The sequence below is a fragment of the Mycoplasmopsis felis genome (assembly GCF_034647055.2).
Taxonomy (GTDB): domain Bacteria; phylum Bacillota_I; class Bacilli_A; order Mycoplasmatales; family Metamycoplasmataceae; genus Mycoplasmopsis; species Mycoplasmopsis felis.
The window spans coordinates 169,029-194,964 of record NZ_CP141047.2; the positions used below are offsets into that span (position 1 = coordinate 169,029).

Sequence of the window (25,936 nt, forward strand, 5' to 3'; positions counted from 1 at the left end):
TTTGAAAAAGTACTTTAATAAAAAAATTTTGTTATTATTTATTTCTTTATTTTATTTCTTAGTTGTAATAAGCAGTTCGTTAATTATTTTTTTCACTACTGAATTAATTTCTAATCTACAATCACACAATCAAACTAAAGTAAATTTACACATTATATTGATAACAGTTTTTGTCGTTATTTTCATAATAAGTTCATTTATGAATTTATTATGAAAAAATAAATGAAACTATTATATTAATTTAAATTTAAACAATGATGTTATTAATAAAATAAGTACATTAACATCATTAGAAGTAGAAAAAAATGATCAAGGTAAATATTTAAGTTGAATAAAGTTTAGAATACCAGAAATAAGGAGACTTGTCTTTAATATGCTTTTTTCAACTACATTAAATTTTCTTACGAATTTAATAACACTAATTCTTTTATTTATCGTTAGTTGAAAATTATCTTTGATTGGTTTAAGTATATTGTTTATGAGTTTTATCCTACCAATATTTTTATCAGTTATAGCAGGTTCAATACATAACAAGTTTAATAAAGAACAAGAAAAAATCATGTCATTATTTACTAATGTTTTTAAAGGTTTTGAAATGTTGTTTTATTTAGGAAAAGAAGAGAAAATTTTATTATTTATTGACAACTTAATTTTAAGATTAATAAAAAGTATAGACAAAAAACAGTCTAAAGTAATCGTTATAGAGTTATTAAGTAGTTCTGTTCAGCAACTAAGTAATACTTTATTCTTATTTTTAATTGGTTATTTTATTTTATTTTTAAATGAACCTATAAGTTCCTTATTTGTATTACCATCATTATTTTTAAACTTTAGTATAAATTTAAGAGAGTTTTTATTTTTATTACAAAATGTTATATCCTATAAAACATATATAAAAGAATTTTCAAATTATTCATTGCCAAATAATAATTTTGAAAAAATTCAAATAAATGAAATAAGATTTGAGAATCTATCATTCAAATATAACGAAGATTATGTATTCAAAGATTTTAACTTTACTTTCCTGAAAAATAAAAAATATGCAATTATTGGCAAATCGGGTTCAGGTAAATCGACCTTGATAAAAATACTTTTAAAACAAATAAATAATTATGAAGGTAACATTTATATAAATAATAAAAATTTAAAAGAAATTCACACTAATGATTTAATAAATTCTCTTACATTTTTAGATACATCAGAAAATTTATTTTATGATTCAATATATAACAATATTACTTTGTGAGAAGAAAATCAATTTGAGAAAGCAATTAATAGTCTGGAAAAAGCTGATTTAAAAGATTTAGATATAAATTTAACAATAGATGAAAATCAAAATCTATCTACTGGTCAAAAACAAAAAATTAATTTTGCTAGGTTTTTTTATAGAAACCATAACACACTAATCACAGACGAGAGTTTTTCTAACATTGATAAAGATAGTGTTAAAAGAATATTAAGTAATTTAAAAGAAACGTTATTAATCAATATCACACATAATATTGTCGATTCATCTTTATATGATGAAGTTATAAACATAGAAAGGAATTAATGCAAAAAATTCTAAAAGATATAAAAACACCATTTATAACATTTTTATTTTTAGCAACAATTTTATTGTTATTTGAAACTAGCATTAACATTTTAGAATCTTTTGTAATTGATTCTATTGCTAATAATTTTGAAATAATAGAGAACAATTCATTTTTATCATTTTTATTATTAATAATTTTTATAATTATAGGACAATTACTAAACTTATTCTTTAGCTATTTCTATTATAAATTAAATAATAAGTTTAGTTTATATGTGGGAAGGTCAATTTCAAAAAATTTTTACAATCAATATAAAAAAGCTGATATAGAATCAGTCAAAAAATACTCACCTGAACAAGCATTTAACTTCATTTTTAATAATTCAGGTAATATTTTACAATCATCATTATTACCATTAATAAGTATAATATCAGTTTCTATAAATTTTATTTTTATAATTATTTACTTTGGTTTTTATAATTGAATTATATTATTGTTAGTTTTATCATTGTTAATTCTAAATTCCTTTTCCAAATTTTTATTTTTTAAGAAAACAGAATTTTATGTGCAAGAAAATCAAGAATTATTTAATAGATTAACTTCTGAAGTATCATATTACTTAGAAAGATATTCAGTGCTTTATTTTGCTAATAAACAAAATTTATTAATTAAAAAACTAGAAAATTCTATATATAAATACTGTCAAATTCTTTATAAAAAAGATAGATTATCTATTTGAGACTCTGAAATATCATCAGCAATTTTAGAATTAACAAAACTTGTGGGTTTGATTTTATTATCATTATTTTACTTAAAAAATCAATTCGGAATCTCATTAGGAATTATTTACTTATTTATTAAAATCATTACTGATTTAAAAAGTGAGTTTATTACATTAATCACTGACTTTCAAAAGTTTTTTGCTTCATTAATTTTATATAAATCACTTGATTTAAAATTAAAAGAAGAAAAAAATCATAAACAAATAGAAGAAATAAAAACTATAAAAATAAAAAACCTAACTCTAAAACAAACAAGTAAAACACTTTTTGAAAATCTTTCTATTGAAATTCAAAAAGACAAGAAATATTTAATTATTGGAGAATCGGGAGTTGGCAAATCTACATTTATAAAATCTATATTAAATATGCATAACAACTATGAAGGTTCAATCTATATTAATGAGTATAAAAGCACTGAATATAACACTAGAGAAATATTAAAAAGAATAACCTATTTAAGTCCTGAAAACTTTGTTTTTGACTTAGACATAAAAAATAACGTTAATTTATTTGATGACAAAAAAATAGAAGAGATTTTAGACTTTTTTGAATTAAAAAACGAAGTTATTTATGAATTAGAAAATCAAAATTTTGTGTCAGGTAATCAATTATCTTTAGGTCAACAACAAAGATTATCATTAGCAAGAACATTTTTTTATGATAAAGATATATATATTTTAGATGAATCATTATCTAATTTAAACAAAGAGTTAAGAAATAAAATTTTAAAAAAATTAATCTCATTAAATAAAACAATAATATTTATTTCACATCACTTAGACACAGCAGAAATTACTTTATTTGATGAAGTTATAAATTTAAACCATTATGTAAAAAACAACGAATAATTATAATTTTCATTTGTTTCTCCATAATTAAAAAATAAATCGATACTACTAATATATAGAAGAAAACGATTTATTTTTTAATTATAATTTATTATTAATTTTATTAACCTTTGGATTTAAATTCTTTAAAATTCCATTTTCTAAATCTTTAATATTATATAAATGAGGAATAGTTCCAAATACATCTTCTAAAATTTTTTTAGAACCTTTTCAACCAATTCCGTCTGTGATTCATATAAAATTAAAACCATCGATTCTTTTTGATTCTAAATATAAATTTTTGTAACTTCTTGCTACTTCATTAAGTTTTGAACCATTCTTTTGATAGAAATTACATTCAATACAATAAATATTATTAAATTTATCTAATAAAATAAAATCAAATTGTTTCTCTAATATATCTTTATTAAAAGAATTATTCAAATTTACACTAGTAAAGACTTTTCTTAATGTTGTTTGTTTAAAATATGTATGATTTTCTATATAACCTGACTCAAGAATGTGATTTTCAATTATGGCCTCCATACTTTTACCAGTTCTATTTTTTCTAGAATTAGAATCTAAACCAACTTCAACTCCTAAAACATAATCTACTAAATTATTAATTATTTTGTTCGAAATTAAATCTAACAAACCAGTTTTATCTAAAAATAATAAGTATTCATCTAAGCTATTTCATTTATCCTTAAACCTAAAAATGCAATTTGATTCTTTTGTCAGAATTTTTATTTCTTTTTCTCTTGTAGCCAATAGAATTGGTATAACTTTTATTGTTTCTGGATACTTAATTAATATATGTTTGAATTCTTCTTTAATGTTTTTTGACCCTATCAACGAATTTAAAATATTTAATTCAACCTTGTATTTTTGTACATTCTCAAAAGATTTTTGAAAATCAACAAAATACTTTCAACCAGTAATTGTGTCTTTTAAATCATTAAATCAATATTTAAAATCTCTTTTATTTTTATCTTTCATAATTAATAATTAACACTTCCTCAACTGTTCCTCTACCATCACCTTTTGAATTTATATTTCTTTTAGCATGTACAACAAAAATTTTATAATCTTTGTATAAATTTTGTATGAATTCTGTATTATGATTACTTAACATTAATTTCACACCTTTTTTATCCAATTCTTGAAATACTTTAAAAAGTCTTATTTGATCATTTTTATTGAAATTATTTTGATCATATGAAGTAAACGTTATTTTATTTTCATAACTATCATAAGGAGGATCTAAATAGACAAAATCACCCTTGTTTGCGTATTTTAAACACTCTTGAAAATCTATGTTCATTAATTGATTGTTAGAATTTTGTAAATATTGATGAATTTGAAGTATATTATTATAGTCATATAAATTTACTTTTTCTTTCTTTCCTGAGGGAACATTGAAAAAACCTTTTGAGTTAACTCGATATAAACCGTTAAAACAAGATTTATTCAAATAAATCATTCTTGCTGCTCTGGTAACTTTATTAATTGAATTAAAATCACTAACTCTGTCCATATTTCTGATTTGATAAAAATACTCTTCATTATGATTATTTTGGTGAATTTTTAAATTATTTAACAAATCATTAAAATATTTTCTATTTTTTATTACTTGATATAGATTAATTAATTCACTATTAACATCATTTATAATAAAATTTTGAGGTTTTATATTAAACAAAACTGCACCACCACCAACAAAAGGTTCAATATATGTGTTAAAGTCTTTTGGGATTAATTCATTAACTTTATTTAATAATTGTGTTTTACCACCAACTCATTTTAAAAAAGGTTTCATAATTCTCCGTTTAAAGTATATCAACATTTAATTTTAAAAACATAAATAAAAGATACGTTATAGTATCTTTTATCATATCTTTACACGTTTTGATGGTTTTATGTACATTTTGTCATTTTCGGTTATTTTAAAGAAGTCTTGAAATTCATCCATATTAGCAGCAACTATATTTGCTCTGATTTTAGCGGGTGCATGAACATCAGAATCTAATAATCTTTTTGCAGTTCCTTCTTTATAAACAGATCTTCATGCTTTTGCCCAACTTATAAAGAATTCTTCAAGAGAAAAGTCTGGTTCTCTTTTTGCAGCTTCTAAAGCACAACTTAGTCCGCCGATATCTGCTATATTTTCAGAAACAGTTAATTTACCATTAACTGGACCATATTTAGTTTCTCTTTTGTCATACAATTCAATGACACTTTGAGTTCTATTTTGAAATTCTTTTAAATCATTTTCAGTTCATCAATTATTTAATGCACCATTTTCATCAAATTGAGCTCCATTATTATCGAACCCATGAGAAATTTCATGAGCAATAACAGCACCAATTGATCCATAATTAGATGATTTAGATGCATTTATATTATAAAAAGGAGAAGAAAGAATTCCAGCAGGAAAGACAATGTGATTTTTAGTTGGATTATAATAAGCATTAACAGTAGCAGGTGACATACCTCATAATTTCTTGCTTTCACTCTTATGATATAAAGAAAGATTGTAATTAGTAATATGTTTACTAAATTTTCTTATATTTTCAAAAATATTTGAACCATCTTCATATGTTTTAACCATAAATTTCTCATAATATGGTCTTATTTCTTCTGGGAATCCAACCATATAATCAAATTTATTTAATTTAATAATTGCTTTTTGAATTGTTTCTTTTGAAAGTCAATCATTTTTTTGCAATCTTTCTTTGTAGATTTCAATCATTGATTTAACCATATATTCAACATCTTCTTTTGCTTTTTTACCAAAATATTCATGAGCATAAAACATACCTAAAGGCATTCCGAAGTATTTAGATGTTAAGTCAAAAGCATAATCTGATAAACTTCTTTCTTTATTTATTGAATAAACAGTTTTTTTGTATTCTGTTGCCTTAATTCTGATTTTTTCTGATAAATAACTTGTATTACTTAATAAATTGTTTATAAATAATAAGTCTTTGTATAAATCAAAATTTTCTTCAGAGAAAATTTTGTCAAAATTTTCATATAGTCTTAAATTAGGAATAGATGCTTCTGTAACCTCTTGACCAATAATTAAATCTAATAAATTAATAAGATTAAATTTATTGATATAACCATTTAATTCATCTCTTTGTTTTAAATTATATAAAGCAACATAATTTGCTTGTTCTACAGAACTTAATAAATAATCTTTTAATAAGTCATCGAATTTGATTGCGTTTTCTACCATAGATTCAGATTTTTGCTTACTAAATCCATAATCTATTAATAAATCTACAACCATATTTTTTCAAGAAGTTAATAATTTAGTTTTTTCAGTTTCTTGTTGATATGTTTCTTTAGAAGGTAATATACAACTTAAAGAATCTAACCAAACAATTTTTTTGGTATTTTCTATAAAATCCTCATAAACTTGAATTTCTACAGGAAGTGAATTATAAGATAATCAAAAATCCCTATCTTGATTATATAAATCAGAAAATGAGTTTATTTCTAAAAGTTTGTTTAAGTAGTTTTTGATAGGTTTTCAAGAAAGTTCTTCACGTTTATTCTCATCTAAAATCATTGAATGAAACTTAATCATTTCTTTTAATAAAGGATATTTAGACGGTATTTCCTTTTTATTAGTACTTCAATCAAAAATTAAATTTTTTAAAAGTTTCTCTAATTTCATATCTAATTCCACAAAAGAACCAATTGATGATCTATCATCTGGTATTTTTGCTTCTTTTAATCATTCATAGTTAACATATTCAAAAAAATCATCTTTTAATAATGGTTTCATAATTTCTCCTTTTTATTTTTTAGTTTCAATGTTTGTTTTTAAAACAGATAAGAAAGCTTCTTGAGGGACTTCAATACTTCCAAGTTTCTTCATTCTCTTTTTACCTTCTTTTTGTTTTTTAAGTAATTTTTGTCTTCTGGTTACATCACCACCATAAAGTTTAGCAGTAACGTCTTTTCTATATGCTTTTATTGTTTCTCTTGCTATTATTTTACCACCAATAGTAGCTTGAACTGGTACTTCAAAGTTTTGTCTAGGGATGGCATCTTTTAATTTAACACATAATTCTCTTGCTTGTTCATATGCTTTATCTTTATGTGCAATAATAGAAAAAGCATCTACTTTATCACTATTTAATAAAATATCAACTTTAACTAAATCACTTTCTCTATAACCAATTCACTCATATTCAAATGATGCATATCCTTTAGTAGTAGATTTTAATCTATCAAAAAAATCAAAAATTGTTTCTCCTAAAGGAAGTTCATAAACAACAGAAGAACGCTTAGAATCAATCATTTCTAAAGATTTATAGATACCTCTTTTATTTTGACATAGTTCCATTACATTACCAATATATTCATTAGGTATAAAAATATTTGCTTGTATGTAAGGTTCTTCTATTTTTTCAATAAATGTTCTATCAGGAAGCAAAGTAGGGTTAGCAATCATTTCTATTTCACCTTTGGTTGTAGTAACTTTATATTCAACACTAGGACTAGTAGCAATAATTCCAACTTTATATTCCCTATCTAATCTTTCTTGAAGTATTTCCATGTGCAATAAACCAAGAAACCCTACCCTGAAACCAAAACCAAGCGCTTTAGATGTTTCTTGTTCTCATGAGATTGATGAATCACTCAGTGAAATTTTCTCTAAACTTTCTTTTAATAATGAATAATCTCTTGTATCAACTGGATAAAATCCAGTAAAAACAACTGGTTTCATTTTTTTATAACCAGGTAATGCAGTTTGTGTAGGATTATCTATTAATGTTATTGTATCACCGACATTAACTTCTTTTGCATCTCTAATTGCAGCAGATACTCAACCAACTTCACCTGCTTCTAATCATTCTTTTTTACTTTCGTGTGGATTTCTTATTCCTAGTTCAATAACATGATAATTATTAGCATCATCTTTCCGAGACATAAATTTAAATTTATCACCTACTTTTAGTTTACCCTCAAAGATACGTACTAACATTACAACACCTCTGTAAGAGTCAAAATAACTATCAAAAATTAATGCTTTTAGAGGTTTGTTATCATCTGCATTTTTAGGTACTGGAATATATTTAATAATTGCATCTAGCAAATTATCAACACCTAAACCAGTTTTAGCAGAAACTAAAACAGCATTTTCAGTAGGTATTCCAATAACATCTTCTATTTCTTTTTTAACACCATCAACATCAGCAGATGGTAAATCTATTTTGTTTATTACAGGAATAATTTCAAGATTATTTTCTAGAGCTAAATAAACGTTAGCTAGTGTTTGAGCTTCTATTCCCTGAGTTGCATCCACAAGTAATAACGCACCTTCAGATGCAGCAAGTGATCTAGAAACTTCATAAGTAAAATCAACATGACCAGGAGTATCTATTAAATGAAAGACATAGTCTTTGTGTTTTATTTGAACAGCATTTAATTTTATTGTTATACCACGCTCTTTTTCTAATTCCATTGAATCTAAAAATTGTTCTTTTAAGTCTCTAGAAGCAACGGTGTTTGTTTTTTCTAAAATCCTATCAGCTAAAGTACTTTTTCCATGATCTATATGAGCAATAATAGAAAAATTTTTAATTTTTGATTTATCCATAATTATTAATAATAATATCACATTTTAATCTAATATATCTATATATACTCAAGTAAACAAATCATATTTTAAAAATTCATTTAATTTTGTTTATAAAGTGATATATTAATTAAATGAAAACAAAATTTAAAAAAAGAGAATTATTGTTACTTATATTTGGTTTATTAATAATTTTCTTAACTTCTTTTTTTGTTATAGAGAATATTGTTAACTTTAAACCAAAAGAGTTCAAAGAAGGATCGAAAATAACTTTTCATATAATTTTTCAAAACTATACATCTTTATTTTATTTTACTAACCAAAGTAATTTATTTCTAGGTATAGCAATGTTATTATTATCACTTAAACCAAATTGTAAACACAGAAAACAATTATTCTTTGGAACAACAGTTTTAATAAGCATAACTTTTATTATTTATTGAGCACTAATTTCTTGAAGCTCAAATTGAAGTGACTGATTAGGTTCAATTAGGTCAATAACAACTCATTGCATTCATCCAATAATAGGTTTTATCTTTTTATGATTTTACAAAAAAGAAATTGAATTGAACAAAAAAGTATTCACCTATACTTCAATTTATGTTTTAGTTTACTTTTTCTTTAGTTTCATATTGTTTTTTAGTACATATAAAGAATGATTTGGTAAAAAACAAGGAGTTATAATATATTCATTTCTAGATTTTGTAGAACCTTTATTCTATAAAAAAGGAAATATATATTTAGTTGTATTTTTAGATTTATTGATATTTGTTATAGGATTTATGATACCTTTTGGTTTATCGTGATTTTGAAAATCAGTTTATAAAATTAAATATAGTAAAGAAAAATTTTTAAAAAGAAAAAATGATGTATAATATAGGTGAACCTTGTTAATTAAACAAGAATGAGATATATTATTCTTATATATCACTGCTTGAGATAACTCTCCTTTCTCATAATAATTTCAAAAGACAGAAATGTCTTTTTTATTTACCTTATAAATTTTTAAAATTTTAAAAATATTATAAAATAAAATAATATTTAAATTTTTTATTATATATAAAGGGAATTATGAAAAAAATTAAAAAAATCATTTTATCATTAGGTTTGGTTTCTTCAATTGCTTCGGTTGCAAGTGTAGTATCATGTAAAGATGATAAAGAACCAGTGACAACAAAGACACCAGAACCTGAAAAAATTGAAACACCAGAAGAAAGAGAATTAAAACAATTAAGATCTGAATTAAATGAATTATTGGGTAAAATTACTGAAAAAGGTGATTATGCACAACAAATAGAAAATGGGGATAAAAATAATTTATCATTATTAAAATTAGTCTTACAAAGTTTATTAACAAGTGAAATTTCAAAAGAAAAAACAACTTGATTAGAAACAGTTAAAAATGCATTTAATGACTCATCTTTAGTAAAAACTGAATTAATTACTAAACTGTCTTTAGCAAGTAACAAGGAAGTAATTACTGAAGTAATTCAAGAATTTCACAATCACTTTAATCAATTAAAAACAAATATTACAGAGGAATGATTAAATAAAATTAATAATAAAGATGAATTAGTTCAGGAAATGAATTCATTAGAAGAAAGCGAAGTAAAATTTTCAGAATTTGTTCAAAAAGTAATAAATAAATATGATGAAGAAAAACAGCCCGAATTAGATGGTAAAAAAACTTCAGTAAACGAAAAAATACAAGCATTAAAATTAGATGAAAAAGGAAAAAAAGAATTAACTGATAAAGTATCAGAAATCACTAAATATTCTGAATTAATCAATTTTGAAACAAAAGAATTAGAAGCAATTATCCAAAGAGAAAAATTAGATGAACAAAGAGAACTTGAATCTAAAAAATTAGAAATAGAAACATATTTAACATTATTGACCACTGAAGAAATTGGAGATAAAGATTTTGCTTCTAAATTAACAAGTATTCAAAATTCAACTGAGGCAGATTCATTGTTAACTGAAGTTAAGAACGCATATGGAAGTACATCAACACAAGAAAAAATAAATAAAGTAAAAGAATTAATTAATCAAGAGGTTAAAAAATTAACAACAACCGAAGGAAATAAAATAAAGAAAAAAGTTACTGACAATTCTACATTAGAAGAATTACTTACAATTTTTACAGAAGCAAGAGCAAAATATCAAGAAGAATTTAAAAAAGATCGCGACTTGACTTTAACAAACGAAAAAACTCTTAGAAGTTATGAACCAAATAGCAACTATGATTTTATTTCTCAAATAGATGCTGCAAAAACAAAAGAAGAACTTAAAACAATACGTGATGAAATAGTTAGATTAATAAGAACACATAAGCCACGTTTATTTGAAACAGAAAATGCGTATACAAGAAATACACCTTATTCAGCAACTAGAGTTCCAAGTGATGCACCTGCTGTTTTATCAGATGGTGCATATAGAGTTAATACTATAACTACAACTAGAAATAATAATTACATTGCTATTTATTCAAGTACACCACAAATGGTTAGAACTTACAAACTAAATGAAGAAGAACAAACAATAAAAGAGAATTTAATAGCATTAAAAAATAGAATTCTAAAAGAATTTTATGATCAAACACCTACAAATGGATCAAAAACTTATACATTTAAAGTAGCGTTCCAAAATAACAGAGCAAGAGAAATCGCTGCTTCTAAATTATTATATTCAATAGATAGAGCATTAATTGATGGATACTTTTATCAAGAAGTTTATGATAAATATTTAGGTAAAGAAGAAGATGGTAAAACATTTGGAGCAGCACCATATCATTCATTCTGATATTTAAAAAATACAACTCTAGGTAATACAACAAACTCAAATATATAGAAAAAAATGTGGAAAAATTCATACAAAAAAATTATTGTGTAAATTTCCACATTTTTTTATTTTTTATATAATAAATAAATGATTAATAAAAAACAACTTTCATATAAAGATATTTCAGAAGAAACTGGTGTTTCAATATCAACAATTTCAAGATTTTATAACAGAGGTTATGTTTCGAAAAAAACAAAAGAAAAAATACAAAGAGTTGTAAAAGAAAAAGAATATTATCCAAATCATGGAGCAAGATTGATTAGAGGAAGAGATAATTCAGTATTTATTATAATGCCAATTTGGGCGCAAAACCTATATGCAAGTATTGTCAGTGGTATTAGTATAGCTTGTGTTAAGTCAGGAAGAAAAGTAAACACTACTTATTCTGGTCCATCAACAAAAGAATATATTGAAACATTAAGATATGTTATGTCTTGGAAACCAACTGCTATTGTTGTGTTTATTCCTCAATATGATAAAGAATTGTTTGATTTCATAAGAAAAATAGAAGATATGGCAGTTATTATATATGGACACCAGGTTGAAAATTGCAATTGAATTAAACCAGATATCACAAAAGGTTTTTTTGATTTAACTACCAAAGTTGTTAATAATTCAAAATTTAGTGAACGCAAATCTATTTTTGTAACTGATGAGCGTTTATCAGAATCTCAAGCAATAGAGCGAAGACAAGGTTATGAAAGAGCTTGTATCGAAAATAATTGAGAAATTCATGAATTTAAATTAAATTCTAAAAAAGAAATTGATGATGTAATTAAATTGCATAATTATATGAAAGAACATAAAATTAAAAATGTAATTTGTTCAACTCATGAAGTTTTTGTTTCATTGGCATTAATTTTAGGAACTCGTGAATACTTTTTTACTGATATAGGTTATCAGTCAATTTATGATAATATTAAAAAATATACAGCAAAAATATTTATAGATTATCCAAATATAGGTTTTAAAATAGAAAATATGATTACTGTCTATAAAGAACATAGAGAAACTGTTTCTAAAATAATTCCTATAGAAATAGTAGATCCAAATAGAAAATAATCAGAATTTTCTGATTATTTTCTTATTAAATTAGGAGAAAAATGCAAAAAATTAAAAAAAAATATGATAGTTTTCATATATTATTAACAAGTATTGTTTGATCTACAAGAGAATTTGATAGTCAAATTAAGTTAAAATTAAGAAAACTGAATTTATTAAGATTAGTTTATGTAATTTTAGTTATTCTGACTTCCTTGATTTCTGTTTTTTCATTACTTACACCACCAAAATCTATTCAAGAGGAATGAGGAACAATGGTAATTGTTTTACAAATATTTACCTTTTTCTTCTTTTTATTTGATTATGTTACACACTTTATTACATATAGAAAATATAAGAAATTAGACAAAAAAACTAGAATCTGAAAAAGCACACTAAAATATATTTTTTCATTTAAAGGAATTCTTATTTTATTATGCATATTAACATCACTTCATGTTATAGAATATATAGCATATATAGATAATGAGACATTGAAAACAGTTAATTTATTTAAAATCTTAAACTTATCTAGATTTTTAAGATTGTTTATTGTTTTAACTTATTTTGCACCATTTGCAATTATAGTTAATGCTTTTTCAAAACAAAAGAAAATACTAACTTATGTTTTATTAATAGCATTTTTGTTAATTTTAGTATTTTCTATATTAATATGAAATACAGAAGGTGTTCATTTAGAAGAAACTCAGTTACAATGATTATCAGATAAAAATATTAATCAATCTCATTGAAAAATTTATTTAACTTACTTAGGTTTATTTGACAATGAACAAGAAATATTTTTTAATAGCAATAAAGAAATTCTTGAACCAAACTTAAGTAGATTTAATGAGATATTACAAGAATATAAAGATTTATCTAACGGATACGTTGTATCTTTTATTGATGCATTATACTTTTCTACAATAACACTAACTACCATTGGTTATGGTGATTATTTACCTCATTCATCATTAACTAAAATAATAGTTTCATTAAACGCATTAATAGCTTTAGCTATTATAGCAATTCCATCAGGGGTTATTGCTGGCGCATTTTTAAACGAAACACAAGAACATATCAAAAATAAATATAAACATAAAGGAGAAAATAAAAGTGATTAAATTGGGGTCTCATATTTCTTTTAAAGCACCACATTATTTACCTGGAGCAGTAAAAGAATCTTTAGATAATAAGGCAAATACAATGATGATTTATTTAGGTGCTCCACAAACTACAAAAAGAGTAGATGTCCAAAAATATAAATTAGATGAATATTTAAAGGATTACTCAGATAAAATAAAACAAGAAGATATTATAGTTCATGCACCATACATCATTAATCCTGCTAGTTTAACAAAATATTCTTTCTCAAACGATTTTTTAATCCAAGAAATAAAAAGAATGAATTATTTAGGATTAAAATACTTAGTTTTACATCCTGGAGCACATACTGAATTTAGTGTTCAAGAAGCTTTAGACCAATTAATTGATTCATTAAAATATATTTTAGAAAACACAAATGACGTAGTTATTTGTATAGAAACAATGAGTGGCAAAGGAACAGAAATAGGAGTTAATTTTGAACAAATTCGATATATCTTAGATTCAGTTAAATCTGATAGAGTTCAAGTTTGTTTAGATACATGCCACTTATGAGATTCGGGTTATGATATACAAAACTATGAAGAATTTAAAAAAGAATTAAAAAGGTGAAATTTATTAGAAAATGTTAAAGTTATTCACTTAAACGATTCAAAAAATGAAATTTTCTCTCATAGAGACAGACATGCAAATATTGGTGAAGGTACAATTGGAACAGAAACGCTAAAAAAATTCGTTCATGATAAAGACTTTGATAATATCCCAATTATTTTAGAAACTCCATGAAAAGAAACTGGACCAATTTATAAAGAAGAAATAGAATTATTGTTAAAAAAATAATCATTTTTTATTTTAAAAAAAACCCTTTTAACTTATAATTTTATTAAGAATATTTATATAAAATAATATTAAAGGAGCAACATGGCAAGAGAAGGTTACACATTAGCATGTACAGATTGCAAAATGGAAAATTACATTTCTAAGAAAAATAAGAAAACTCATCCTGAAAAAGTAGAGTTAAATAAATATTGTTCAAAATGTAATGCTCATACTTCACACAAAGAAAAGAAATAATATTAATCACACATGTTGTGATTTTTTATTAATAAAGGAAAAATATGAATAGAAAAAAATTAGATGAAATGTTTACAAAAACTGGTGTTGATGCTTTGATTTCGGAAGCACCACAAACTAGATTATGATATACAGGTATACAAACTACTGATGGATTTATAGTTATTGAAAAAAATCAAGCAACATTATTTGTTGATGGTAGATATATTGAATATGCACAAAAATATGCAAAAAATGTTGAAATAGTTTTAATTCAAGGTAATGCAATGTCTCAATGATTTAAGAATAAAAATTTTAAAAAAATTGCATTAGAAAAAGAATATTTAGTTAAAAATATTCAAGATAGAATAGTCTCTTTAGTTCAACCAGAATCAATAGAATGAGTTAGTGCTCAGGAATTAAGAATACTAAAAGATAAAGAAGAATTAAAACTAATTCAAAAAGCAGTTGATATTTCTTTGGGAGCATTACAAGAATTAAAATCATTTATCAAACCAGGTATGACAGAAAAAGAAGTAGCTGCAAAATTAAATTATTTAATGAAACTAAAAGGTGCAGAAAAAGAAGGTTTTGATGAAATAATTGCAACGGCAGAATCTTCTGCTGAACCACACCATCATCCAACTGATAAACAAATAAAAAACAACTCTTTATTAAAAATAGATTTTGGTGCACAATATAAAGGTTATACAGCAGACATTACTAGAACATTTATTTTTGGTGATGAAGAACTAGCCACTGAAAAAGAAAAAGAAATTTTAAAAATAGTTCAAGAAGCAGCAGCATTAGGTAGAAAACATGTTAAACCAGGAATTAAAGTATCAGAAATAGATAATGTATGTAGAGAATATATAACTCAAAAAGGTTATGGTCAATATTTTGTTCATTCAACGGGACACGGGTTAGGTATTGATGTTCATGAATTACCTAACGTATCTTCGCGTTCAGATTATATTTTAGAACCAGGAATGATAATAACAGTTGAACCAGGTATTTATATTCCTGGTTTAGGTGGTGCTAGAATAGAAGATGACGTTTTAGTTACAGAAACAAGTTATTATGTCTTTTCTAGGCCGGAAGAAACTAACGAAAAACCATTTTAATTAAAAAAGAACTTTCAATAAACATCTATTTAATTATTGAAAGTCTTTTTTTAATAATTTTTTATGAACAAAATATATAAATAAATTACTATATAATTTTGATATGAAATTCGAAATTTTTGATGAATCTTTTTTAAATCAGTTAAAAATAAAGAAAAAAAGAAAAGTTTTAAATAACTTAATTGATTATATTGAAAATAAAACAGATAAATTTTTACAATCAAATACATTGCAAATTTCTGAGACTTTAAAAGTTTCTCAATCTGCTTTATCTAGAAACTCAAGGTTCTTAGGTTTTAAAAATTTACAAGAATTAAAATTATATGTAGCTAGAAAAACTCAATATTTAAAAGATAGAATATTAGAAAAAGAAAATCAATTTAACACAGTTGAAGAAACATTTAAAAACATAATGAATCATTATTTGTTTGCAATAGAAAAAACAGCACAAAAAAATTTAGAAACTCATAACGTAGAAAAATACATAAAAACTCTTCTAGATTTTAAAATTCAACTTGTATTTGGGATAGGAGAATCAGGAATAGTAGCAAAATACTTTTCTACTAGTTTAAGAAAAATAGGGTTTAATGTTATTTTTGCAGATGATATTCATACATTTTTTAGTTTTGGTGGTTTATTACAATTAAAAAAAGTTCACGTTACTTTAATTTCAAGAAGTATGAATACATTGGAAATAAAAAATATTCTTAAGTATTTGAATGAAAATGATTTACCTTATTCTGTATGAACAAGAAACACAGAATTAAGTTTAAAAAAAGCATCAAACGTTTTATATATAGATAGTATTAATCAAACATATCGTATAAGTTCTTTAGGTTCAAAAATTTCTACTTTCTTTTTAAGTGATGTAATATTTTCATATTTATCAAAAAAGATAGATAAGAACAGAAAGATTTTTTCAAGTATTAATGATTATATTAATAATTGAAATTCATTATTACCAAATGTAAATAGCGAAACAAATAAAAAATAAATATTAAAAAAATAATTTATATTTTTTTAATAGTTTTTAAAAATAGTGCTATAATAATAAAGCAATCGCTAGAAAGTGCCGATTTAGCTCAGCGGTAGAGCAGCTGGCTGTTAACCAGTTGGTCGTTGGTTCAATCCCAATAATCGGCGCCATTTATGGTCTGTTGGTGAAGCGGTTAACACACATGGTTTTCATCCATGCATGCACGGGTTCGATCCCCGTACAGACTGCCATTTTGGAAGATTAGCTCAGCCGGGAGAGCGTTGCCCTTACAAGGCAAATGTCATGGGTTCGAGTCCCTTATCTTCCACCATGCCGTCTTAGCTCAGTTGGTAGAGCAACTGACTTGTAATCAGTAGGTCGTAGGTTCGAGTCCTATAGACGGCACCATAGCGAGTGCTTTTTTTATTCAATAATCAATTTTGCGCGGATGGTGAAATTGGCAGACACGCTAGATTTAGGCTCTAGTGCTTTACAGCATGAGGGTTCAAGTCCCTCTTCGCGCACCATAACAAAAAATAATATTGTCAAATCAATATTATTTTTTTATCAAAATATCTATTGTATGTGTTTTCAGGAGATTTATAAAAAAGTTGATTTAAAAAATATTCGTTCTTTTAAAGCTGGACAAAAAAATTAACATTATAATGTTAACTTTTTTGTCCAGCTTTACAATTCTGTGTTTTATAACACGATTTAATATTCTTATATAAACCTAATGATTAAAATATTAATTATATAAAATAAATTTTTATTATAAATTTGTCATCAATCTATTATTTTCTTGATTAAATTATAACAGAGATTAAATAATTTACTTTTTTATAAAATAGCAAAACAAAGGAATGCTACATCAAAAATATAAAAATTTATAAGATTATAAATTAATTCAGAATCAAAGAGTGGAAAACAATATTAGTTTTCGATTTTTTTAATTTTATTTTTTTCAATTTCAAAATAAAGTATTTTTAATTTTAATAAACTTAATTTTATGAATTATAAAAAATAAAATTTTATTAATTGATATAATTTAAAAAATAATAAGATTTTAAAATAAATAATAAATAATAAATAATAAATAAAAAAGACTGACTTTAATTTAGACAAAATAATTTTTTATTATGTTTAACTTTAAGAAGTTTTTTCTATTTTTCACAGGAGTAATTAATGGATAATAGTAAAATGCCAAAACAAAAACTAGCTTCAATGATTTGGGAATCAGCAAACAAATTAAGAGGAAATCTAGAAGCAAATGAATATAAGAATTATATTTTAGGTTTAATTTTATATAAATTCTTGTCTCAAAAACAAATAGATTATATGATTAAAAGAGAAATAGATATTGAAGATTTTAAATATTTCGATTCTAGCATTAATCTCAATAAGATTGATTTTGATAAAACAGTAAGTCTTAGAGGTAAAGATGATGTTTACAATCATATAGAAAATATTAAAGAAGATTGTGGGTACTTTATTCCATATAATTTCTTATATCAAACTTGAAAAAATAAAGATTGAAAGAAAGAAAATAATTTTAGTTCAAAACTATTAAATGATGCTATTACAGAATTTAATAGAAATATTGCAGAAAAAACAAGAGACTTATTTGAAGGAATTTTCCAAATATTTGAATCTGGCTTATCAAGTTTAGGTAGTTCAATTACAGAACAAACTAAATTATTAAGTGAATTAATGGATACAATAGATGACATTCCTACAAACAAGCAAAATTATGATGTTTTAGGTTTCATTTATGAATATTTAATAAGTAAATTCGCTTCTTCAGCTGGAAAAAAAGGAGGAGAATTTTACACACCTCATGAGGTTTCTGTTTTAATGTCTCAAGTTGTTGCTCATCACCTAAAAGATAGAGAAACCATTAGTGTTTATGACCCAACATCAGGTTCTGGTTCGCTTTTATTAACTATGGGTGAATCTTTTAAGAAATATAATAAAAGAGAAAATTCAATTACTTATTATGCTCAAGAGAAAATTCAATCTACATATAACCTAACTCGTATGAATTTAGTAATGAATAACATTAATCCGGTTGATATAAATGTTAGGTGTGGAGACACATTAGAAAAAGATTGACCTTTCTTTAAAAATAATGATGATAACCAGTATATTTTCCGATCTGTAGATGCTGTTGTATCTAATCCTCCATATTCATTAATTTGAGATCCTACTAACAAAGAACATGATGCTAGATTTACAGAATATGGTATAGCACCTAAATCAAAAGCAGATTTAGCCTTTCTTTTACATGATTTATATCACTTAAAACCTGATGGAATAATGACAATAGTTTTACCTCATGGAGTATTATTTAGAGGTGGTTCTGAAAAAGACATTCGTCAAAAATTAATCGAAAAAGGACAAATAGATACAATTATAGGACTTCCTTCTAACATTTTTTATGGAACCGGTATAGCTACAATTATTATGGTTCTAAAAAAACAAAAAGAAGGTAGAGATATTCAATTTGTAGATGCTTCTAAGTTATTTGTTAAAGAAGACAAAAATAACAAATTACTTCCTTCACATATTAAGAAAATTGTGGATGTTGTTAACAATAAAAAGGAAGTTGAAAATTTCTCAAAAGTTATAAGTTTTAAAGAAATCCAGAAAAATGATTATAACCTTAATATTTCAAGATATATAGATAATTTTAATAAGTCAGAAGAATTTGATTTATATTCATTAATGTTTGGTGGAGTTTCACAAAATGAATTAAAAAAACTTAAGGAATTTTGAGAACAATTTCCAGGACTTAAAAGCAAACTTTTTAATAGTGGTTTGAACGACTATAATAAGATGATAAAAAACGATGATAATAAAATTAGAAACACCGTTTTAGAGAATCAAGAAATTAACTTATTTTTAGATAAGTTTAGAAGTATTGGACGATCACTAGAAGAACTTTTCAAAACAAAGTTTAAAAATCTTTCTGATGTTCAAAATATTTCAGAACATGATTTTGAAGATGAAATTACAGAATTTATCTTTAACTTAGTTAAAGGTCTTAAACTAGTTGATTCATATGGTATTTATCAATTATGAATGAATCATATTAACGAATTTAATGAAGATGTTAAATTAATCCAAAAGTATCCAGATATTTCAAAACCTGAAACATTAAAAGAATTACTATTAGAACAATTAAATGTACAGTTTGACAAAAAAACTAAGCAAGTCATTACATGAAACTCGTCAATTTTTTCATATGAATTATTAGGAAATAAATTCTTAAGTGATTCATTTGATGAAATTTCTTCAATTAAAGAACAAATCGAATCAACACAAAATGAAATAAAAGAAATATTTGAATCAATCGAAGACGAAGATAAATCAAATGAATCATTGTTTAAAGAAAATGAATTTGATAAAAAAGAATTAGAAAAACAAGTCAAAAATATATTAAAACAAAATAATACATATCCAATCGATTCATTAGAGAGCAAATTAATTCAAGCATTTGATTTATACAAAAAAATATCAGAATACAACAAATCAGTTAAAAATAAAGAAAAAGAATTGAATCAAAATTCTTATGAAAAATATTTATCTTTAAACGAATTAGAATTTATTGACTTATTAATCAATAAATGAACTTCTGGTTTTAAAAATCAAGCAAATGAGTTAGGAATAAACATAATTGAGGATTACATTTCTAAACTAGAACATTTACAAGAAAAATATAATGAAACATTATTTGATATTAATCAAAATATTTCTAATAGTCAAAATGAATTATCTAATATGTTTTCAGAATTGACAGGTGATGAAACAGATGTATTAGCAATAAACGAATTAATTAATATCTTTAAAGCAAATAAATAAATTTGTTACTTTTAAATAAAACAAAAATTTAAAAGGGGTTATATGCCAGAATTTAAAAAAGAATCTCAATTTGAAAAAGAACTAGTTAATTCATTGATAAAAAATGGATGAACAGGATTTTCTCAAAAGAGTTTTTCAAATAAAGAAAATATTGAAGACTTTAATAAACAAAACAAAGTTGTATTGTATAATGTATCAGAAAAAGAACTTAATGAAAACTTAAAAAATATAATTTTTATAAATAATAAAGAGAAGTTAAATAATATTGAATTAACAGATACTGAAATGGGACAAATAATTCAGAAATTCAATCAATTAGGTTCTTTTGTTCAAGCAAATAAATGCTTAAACGGTGAATATATAACTATTAAAAGAGATAATCCAAAACATATTGAAAAGTATGGCAAAGAAGTTTTCTTGTATATTTTCGGAAGGAAGGATATAAGTGCTGGAAAGAGTGTTTATCAAGTTGCTAGACAAGTTCAATTCCCAGGAAAGAGACATTCAAAAAGAGCGGACTTAATGTTATTAATTAATGGAATACCGGTTATTCACATTGAGTTAAAAAAAGATAATGAAAGCATAGGTGCAGCAACAACACAAATAAAAAATTATGCTTCAGATAAAAGTTATACTGGTATTTTTTCATTAGTACAAATTTTAGTTGCTATGCAACCTAATAAAATGGTGTATACTCCAAATATAACCAATATTAAAAACTTAAATCATAATTCATTTTATAGTTGAACAAATTTTGATAATATAGAAATTACTCATTCACAAAAAGTTGTAGAGAATTTTTTATGTATTCCTATGGCTCATAGATTAATTTCTGATTTTAGCATACCAGATTCACAAGATAATGAATTAAAAATTCTTAGAGGGCATCAATTTCATGCTATTAATATCATCGAAAAAAAGTTTAAGAATTTAGGTTCTAAGATTTGAGAACAAGAAATTGAAGGTAAAAATATTAAAGGTATTAAGGGTGGACACGTTTGACATACAACAGGCTCTGGTAAAACATTAACTAGTTTCAAATTAGGGCATTTGTTATTAGATTATAAATACGCAGATTTAGTTATTTTTGTTGTTGATCGAACAGAGTTAGGTACACAAACATTTAGAGAATTTGGATCATTTGGAGATCAAAATTCTTTAAATGTACTAAAGGTTAAAAGTACAAAAGAATTAGTTAAAACTATATTAAAAAATAGTAATAGAAATGCTTTAATTATTAGTTCAATTCAAAAACAGAATAATATAAATCCAGAGAATTTTGATCAAAAAACTCTTGAAAAACTAAAAGATAAAAGAGTTGTTTTTATCTTTGATGAATGTCATCGAAGTACTTTTGGTTCGATGTATGATAATATTATTAATTCTTTTCCAAAGTCTATTCTATTTGGTTTTACAGGAACACCTATAAAAGTAGAAAATAACAAAAATGGTTTAAGTACTATTGATAACTTTGGACCCGAACTGCATAAATACACAATTAAAAATGGTATATATGATAAAAAAGTTCTTCCATTTAATGTTCATACAATATATTTTCCTATTTTGATTGAATTATTTTTAAAATTGGGTGTTGGAAACCAATTAAAAAATAAAGAATGAACTATTAAAGAACTAGAAAAAGAGGTTGAAAAAACTTCTTCAAATAAAAGTGAAGAATCTCAATTGGATATCTATAAAAAATTAAATAATTTAACTAATTCTAATCAAGATAACGTCAACAAAAATATTGAAATAGAAGATACAGAACTAATTAATTTTTGAGAACAGCGTATGCTTAAAGCGGCAATAACAGATGAAATAGTTAAACATTGAAAATATCGTAGTCATGGTAATTTCTTTAGTGGGATATTAGCCGTTAACTCAATAAAAGATGCAATTAAATATTTTAATTATTTTAAACAAGTAATAGAGAAAAATAGAAGTAACATAAAGCACACTGTTCTTTTTGATCCTTCGATTGATATGACAAAAGAAGATGTCGACTATAAAAAAGATGCATTAGTAGATATTCTTCAAAAATATAATGCAGATTTTGGAACAAATTATAATTTTGAATCTTATAAAGAGTTTAAAACAGATGTTGCCAACAGATTAGCTCATAAAGGAAGTTTTATAAATATAGAACCAACACAAAAACTTGATTTATTGATAGTTGTAGATCAAATGTTGACAGGTTTTGACTCCAAATACATAAATACAATATACTTTGATAAAATAATGGAATATGAACATTTAATTCAAGCTATCTCAAGAACTAATAGAGTTTTAGATAATAACAAACCTTTTGGTTCGGTTTATTTTTATAGAAAACCTAACACAATGAAAAAAAACTTAGATGAAGCACTTAAAATTTATGCTTATGCTTCATTTGAAGAAGTTCGTTCAAAAGACATAAATGAGTATATCAATAAGATAAATAAAAATTTTGAAAAAATAAAAGAAGTATTTAAAGATTGAGGTTTTGAAAAATTTGAAAGTATTCCAATTATAAATGAAAATCACATCGAGGAAAAAGAACGTGACAAATTTAAAAAATTAGTCTATGCATTTTTAGAGATTCATAATGATATTAACTCAGCAAAAATTCTTGGATTTACTTGAGAAAATTCAAAAGAATTAGAATTAAATGAAGACGATTTTTTAAAAATAAAAGCAAGAGTTAAAGATATCCCTAGATGAATAATAAAAAAACCAGGAACTAAAGGTACTGATTCTATTGATGAAATCAAAATTGCATTTGATTATGATGAAGTATTTTCAGAATATAATACTTTTAATGTGGATAATTCATATATTAATGACTTATTACAAAAAATAATTGATAAAAGAAAAAATAGTATAAACATTAAAGAAGAACTTGAAAAATTAGATGACAAATTAAATGAACTTCCTTCAGATTTAAAAAAATATGGTGAAGAGTGTATTAAACCATTTAAAGAAGGAAACTATAAAAATTTAAAAGATTTTAAATTAATGGATTGTATTTATATCAAAAAAGAACAAACAGAAGAAAAAGAAATAGAAGATTTCTGTGAAATATTCAATATAAATAAAGATGATTTAAAAAATATTATTAATTCATATGAGGATATAAATGCAAATGGTAGATTTGAACACTTAACAAAATTCTCTTTCAATGATTCATCTAAGGAATATGTTACTGAAGTAAGGGGTTATCCAAAAATAAAACCAGCAAGACATTCAGATGTAAATGATTTTATTAAAGAATGGATAGAAAATAAAAGAAACAACAGAAATTAATATGTTGTTTCTTTTATTACATTATTTTAATTTTGTCACTATTTTCTCCTGAGTTTCCCAGAATCTCTAAAAATAGTTAGTTTTTAGAGATTTTTATATAACTATGTTATATAAACTTTTTAGTTTTTATACTTGTTATTACTTGTTATTATGATATAATTAAATTATGAAACTTATGCTTTACAATACATCAGGTAAAAATACAGTTTATAAAAATATTGGATATTTTGATAATTCGGGTTCTTATAGAAAAAATGTAAAAATTTTAGGTTTGGGAAATAGTTTATATTTGAAAGAAATAAATCCGGACTATGAAAAAATAATAAAAAGAATAATAACCAAATATGATGAAAGAGTTAATGTAACTTATTTAAAAACAGAAATTTTCGATGCTTTAAAATATGGAGAAACAGGGACTAAAAATATATTTTGTGGCGGAGAAATCATAAATAAATTTATAGATAAAAATAATTTATTTAAAAATTTTTCTTTTGGAAAAACAAAAGGAATGATTGACATTTTGAAATATCAAATCACTAATAGAATAGTAAATCCTGGTAGTATCCTAAATTCATATTTAAATAAAGAAAAAACAGAAATAGACTTAAACTATTCTAAAAACAGTTTTTATAGATCACTAGAAGTATTATTAAAAAATAAAAATGAAATTATTAAGAATATGAATGAAATCAGAAGTAATAAATCTAAAAAGGAAGAAGTTTTCTTTGATTCAACAACAATTTATTTTGAAAGTTTTCAAAGAGAGGGTTTAAGAATACCAGGTTATTCCAAAGATGGAAAATTCAAAGAGGACCAAATTGTTATGGGTATGGCATGCGACATAAATGGTATTCCAATATTTTATAAAGTATTTCCAGGAAATACTGCAGATGTTAAAACACTTATTCCTTTTTTTAATGAGTTTAAACTTTTATTTCCTGACAAAAAAATAATTGTTGTTGCAGATAGAGGAATGAGTTCAGCAGAAAATATTAAATTTCTAGAAAGAAATCAAATAGATTTTTTAATTTCTTATAGAGCAAAAGTAGCATCTAAAAAATATAAAGAATATTTACTCAATGAAACAGATTACGTTATTTTGAATGATGATTATAAATATAAAGAAAGACAAATGTTAATACAACACAACAAAGATGATTCTAAACTTTATGAAAGAAAGCAAGTTATTTCTATTAGTAAATTAAGAGCAAAAGTAGATGCTTATAATAGAAACATCGAGATAAATAATTTTAAAAAACATCAAAATGCAGATGGTTATGTCAATGAAAAAGCAATGATAGGAAGCAAGAAAGCAAAATACTTCAAACAAATTAATAAATCAAAATATGTATTAGATGTAGAGAAAATTGAATATGATAAGCAATTTGATGGTATTTATGTTTATGAGACTTCATTAATAAATATTCATCCAAATGAAATTATTTCAATGTATTCAGAACAATGAAGAATTGAAGAAAACTTTAGAACATTAAAAAATAATTTTGCAATAAGACCTATGTATGTTTATACAGACGAACATATTGAAGGTCATATTCTACTTTGTTTTGTAACATTGTTTGTATTTAAAATGATTAAAAAATTAGTTAATGATTTTTATAAAAAATGAGGAGTAATAGATAAGTTAACAGATACAATTCTTATTAATTTAATTAAAAATTTAAACAAAACAGCTTTAATTGATAATTACAGTCAAACAACATTAAATGTATGAAAAAATATAGATACCGATTCAACTATTAGTTGAAAATTCTTTAATGAGTTCTTAAATTACATAATAAATTCTTAAAATCGCAAGTAAAAAAATAAACTTTTTTCCCTATATTTAAGGGCGAAAACGTTTTTTTTCTTTAACTGGGAAACTCAGGGAAACTATAAAAATTTAAAAGATTTTAA

Annotated in this window: 17 protein-coding genes and 5 tRNA genes; 18 read left to right on the forward strand and 4 right to left on the reverse strand. The window is 23.8% G+C overall.

The features are described from left to right. Position 1: 1 nt before the first annotated feature. Both RRG59_RS00775 and RRG59_RS00780 read left to right on the forward strand, forming a co-directional pair. Positions 2–1,552: an ABC transporter ATP-binding protein gene (locus RRG59_RS00775; protein ID WP_322902476.1), complete on the forward strand. Its 1,551-nt coding sequence runs from the start codon at positions 2–4 to the stop codon at positions 1,550–1,552. Further along, a complete protein-coding gene (locus tag RRG59_RS00780; RefSeq protein WP_322902478.1) occupies positions 1,552–3,165 on the forward strand; it encodes an ABC transporter ATP-binding protein in 1,614 nt (537 codons plus the stop codon). Before RRG59_RS00775 ends, RRG59_RS00780 begins: the two co-directional genes overlap by 1 nt. An 81-nt stretch (positions 3,166–3,246) precedes the next feature. Here the strand turns inward: RRG59_RS00780 and RRG59_RS00785 are convergent, their stop codons facing one another. The 4 genes from RRG59_RS00785 to lepA all read right to left on the reverse strand — a co-directional run bounded on the left by RRG59_RS00785 (position 3,247) and on the right by lepA (position 8,761). After that, positions 3,247–4,143, reverse strand: coding sequence for a type II restriction endonuclease (locus RRG59_RS00785; RefSeq protein ID WP_322902480.1), 897 nt, complete (start codon positions 4,141–4,143; stop codon positions 3,247–3,249). Beyond that, entirely contained in the window at positions 4,133–4,963 is an 831-nt protein-coding gene (locus RRG59_RS00790; protein WP_322902482.1) for a DNA adenine methylase, read from the reverse strand. Before RRG59_RS00790 ends, RRG59_RS00785 begins: the two co-directional genes overlap by 11 nt. Before the next feature lie 69 nt (positions 4,964–5,032). After that, the gene (locus RRG59_RS00795) at positions 5,033–6,940 is read right to left on the reverse strand and encodes a M13 family metallopeptidase (RefSeq protein WP_322902483.1); all 1,908 of its coding nucleotides are present in this window, start codon (positions 6,938–6,940) and stop codon (positions 5,033–5,035) included. A gap of 12 nt (positions 6,941–6,952) precedes the next feature. Next, complete coding sequence (gene lepA, locus RRG59_RS00800; RefSeq protein ID WP_322902484.1) at positions 6,953–8,761, reverse strand: translation elongation factor 4; 1,809 nt, start codon at positions 8,759–8,761, stop codon at positions 6,953–6,955. Between the two features lie 113 nt (positions 8,762–8,874). Here lepA and RRG59_RS00805 point away from each other — a divergent pair, with 113 nt between their 5' ends. The 16 genes from RRG59_RS00805 to RRG59_RS00880 all read left to right on the forward strand — a co-directional run bounded on the left by RRG59_RS00805 (position 8,875) and on the right by RRG59_RS00880 (position 25,829). Next, complete coding sequence (locus RRG59_RS00805; protein WP_322902485.1) at positions 8,875–9,615, forward strand: MAGa3780 family membrane protein; 741 nt, start codon at positions 8,875–8,877, stop codon at positions 9,613–9,615. Between the two features lie 196 nt (positions 9,616–9,811). Continuing rightward, entirely contained in the window at positions 9,812–11,590 is a 1,779-nt protein-coding gene (locus tag RRG59_RS00810) for a Vmc-like lipoprotein signal peptide domain-containing protein (RefSeq protein WP_322902487.1), read from the forward strand. Positions 11,591–11,668: 78 nt separating this feature from the next. Beyond that, positions 11,669–12,643 (forward strand): LacI family DNA-binding transcriptional regulator, encoded by a 975-nt coding sequence (locus RRG59_RS00815; RefSeq protein ID WP_036430802.1) that lies wholly within the window; start codon positions 11,669–11,671, stop codon positions 12,641–12,643. A gap of 41 nt (positions 12,644–12,684) precedes the next feature. Then, positions 12,685–13,746: a potassium channel family protein gene (locus RRG59_RS00820; protein WP_322902489.1), complete on the forward strand. Its 1,062-nt coding sequence runs from the start codon at positions 12,685–12,687 to the stop codon at positions 13,744–13,746. Further along, positions 13,739–14,566, forward strand: coding sequence for a deoxyribonuclease IV (locus RRG59_RS00825; protein ID WP_322902490.1), 828 nt, complete (start codon positions 13,739–13,741; stop codon positions 14,564–14,566). Before RRG59_RS00820 ends, RRG59_RS00825 begins: the two co-directional genes overlap by 8 nt. 81 nt (positions 14,567–14,647) lie before the next feature. Further along, positions 14,648–14,800: a 50S ribosomal protein L33 gene (gene rpmG / locus RRG59_RS00830; RefSeq protein ID WP_036430808.1), complete on the forward strand. Its 153-nt coding sequence runs from the start codon at positions 14,648–14,650 to the stop codon at positions 14,798–14,800. A 44-nt stretch (positions 14,801–14,844) separates the two neighbouring features. Next, on the forward strand, positions 14,845–15,903 hold the full coding sequence (locus tag RRG59_RS00835; RefSeq protein ID WP_322902491.1) for an aminopeptidase P family protein: 1,059 nt from the start codon (positions 14,845–14,847) through the stop codon (positions 15,901–15,903). 103 nt (positions 15,904–16,006) lie between these two features. Next, positions 16,007–16,897 (forward strand): MurR/RpiR family transcriptional regulator, encoded by an 891-nt coding sequence (locus tag RRG59_RS00840; protein WP_322902492.1) that lies wholly within the window; start codon positions 16,007–16,009, stop codon positions 16,895–16,897. Positions 16,898–16,974: 77 nt separating this feature from the next. Beyond that, positions 16,975–17,049 (forward strand) — tRNA-Asn (locus tag RRG59_RS00845). 5 nt (positions 17,050–17,054) lie between these two features. After that, positions 17,055–17,130: transfer RNA gene (locus tag RRG59_RS00850), tRNA-Glu, on the forward strand. Between the two features lie 4 nt (positions 17,131–17,134). Next, positions 17,135–17,210: transfer RNA gene (locus RRG59_RS00855), tRNA-Val, on the forward strand. Between the two features lies 1 nt (position 17,211). Then, positions 17,212–17,287 (forward strand) — tRNA-Thr (locus RRG59_RS00860). A 34-nt stretch (positions 17,288–17,321) separates the two neighbouring features. Next, positions 17,322–17,406, forward strand: a tRNA-Leu gene (locus RRG59_RS00865). 658 nt (positions 17,407–18,064) lie between these two features. Further along, on the forward strand, positions 18,065–20,740 hold the full coding sequence (locus RRG59_RS00870) for a type I restriction-modification system subunit M (RefSeq protein ID WP_322902493.1): 2,676 nt from the start codon (positions 18,065–18,067) through the stop codon (positions 20,738–20,740). Positions 20,741–20,782: 42 nt separating this feature from the next. Continuing rightward, entirely contained in the window at positions 20,783–24,022 is a 3,240-nt protein-coding gene (locus RRG59_RS00875; RefSeq protein ID WP_322902494.1) for a type I restriction endonuclease subunit R, read from the forward strand. A 166-nt stretch (positions 24,023–24,188) separates the two neighbouring features. Further along, positions 24,189–25,829 (forward strand): IS1634 family transposase, encoded by a 1,641-nt coding sequence (locus RRG59_RS00880; RefSeq protein ID WP_322902496.1) that lies wholly within the window; start codon positions 24,189–24,191, stop codon positions 25,827–25,829. Positions 25,830–25,936 lie beyond the last annotated feature (107 nt).